Here is a 1155-nt window from a genome sequence, read left to right on the forward strand (position 1 = left end):
AGGGGCCTTAGCTGGCGGTCTGGATTGTTTTCCTCTTGACTACGGACGTTAGCACCCGCAGTCTGTCTCCCGGATAGTACTCATTGGTATTCGGAGTTTGCATCGGTTTGGTAAGTCGGGATGACCCCCTAGCCGAAACAGTGCTCTACCCCCAATGGTATTCGTCCGAGGCGCTACCTAAATAGCTTTCGGGGAGAACCAGCTATCACCGAGTTTGATTAGCCTTTCACCCCTATCCACAAGTCATCCCCTGGCTTTTCAACGACAGTGGGTTCGGTCCTCCAGTTAGTGTTACCCAACCTTCAACCTGCTCATGGATAGATCACCCGGTTTCGGGTCTACACCCAGCAACTAAACGCCCTATTAAGACTCGATTTCTCTACGGCTCCCCTAATCGGTTAACCTTGCTACTGAATGTAAGTCGCTGACCCATTATACAAAAGGTACGCAGTCACCAAACAAGTTGGCTCCCACTGCTTGTATGCATGCGGTTTCAGGATCTATTTCACTCCCCTCACAGGGGTTCTTTTCGCCTTTCCCTCACGGTACTGGTTCACTATCGGTCAGTCAGGAGTATTTAGCCTTGGAGGATGGTCCCCCCATATTCAGACAAGGTTTCACGTGCCTCGCCCTACTCGACATCATTATCTAAGCCCTTTCGCGTACAGGACTATCACCTACTATGGTCGCACTTCCCAGAGCGTTCCACTAAAGCTTAGATAACTTAATGGGCTTTTCCCCGTTCGCTCGCCGCTACTGAGGGAATCTCAATTGATTTCTTTTCCTAAGGGTACTGAGATGTTTCACTTCCCCTCGTTCGCCTCATAAACCTATGTATTCAGTTTATGATACCCGCCTTATAGCGGGTGGGTTCCCCCATTCAGAAATCTCCGGATCACAGGATATTTGCCGCCTCCCCGGAGCTTATCGCAGGCTATTACGTCTTTCATCGCCTCTGACTGCCAAGGCATCCACCACATGCACTTAATTACTTGACTATACAACCCCAAACAGTCGCCCATCTCCTACAAGTGAAGATGTTGCGTTGCGAACTTAATCGCCACAGTTAGAGTCTCGTGAACTTAATCACTGTACAGCTTCAATTAGATTCATATACCAAAACGCTTGATTCAGTTAATTTCGCTAGTAACTCAT

At 48.7% G+C, this 1155-nt stretch carries 1 rRNA gene; it reads right to left on the bottom strand.

Going from position 1 to position 1155, the window contains the following annotated elements:
• Positions 1-998: ribosomal RNA gene (locus tag FTT94_RS16355) — 23S ribosomal RNA — on the bottom strand; the annotation flags it as partial.
• Positions 999-1155 lie beyond the last annotated feature (157 nt).

This window comes from Acinetobacter sp. YH12027, from assembly GCF_013420085.1.
Taxonomy (GTDB): domain Bacteria; phylum Pseudomonadota; class Gammaproteobacteria; order Pseudomonadales; family Moraxellaceae; genus Acinetobacter; species Acinetobacter amyesii.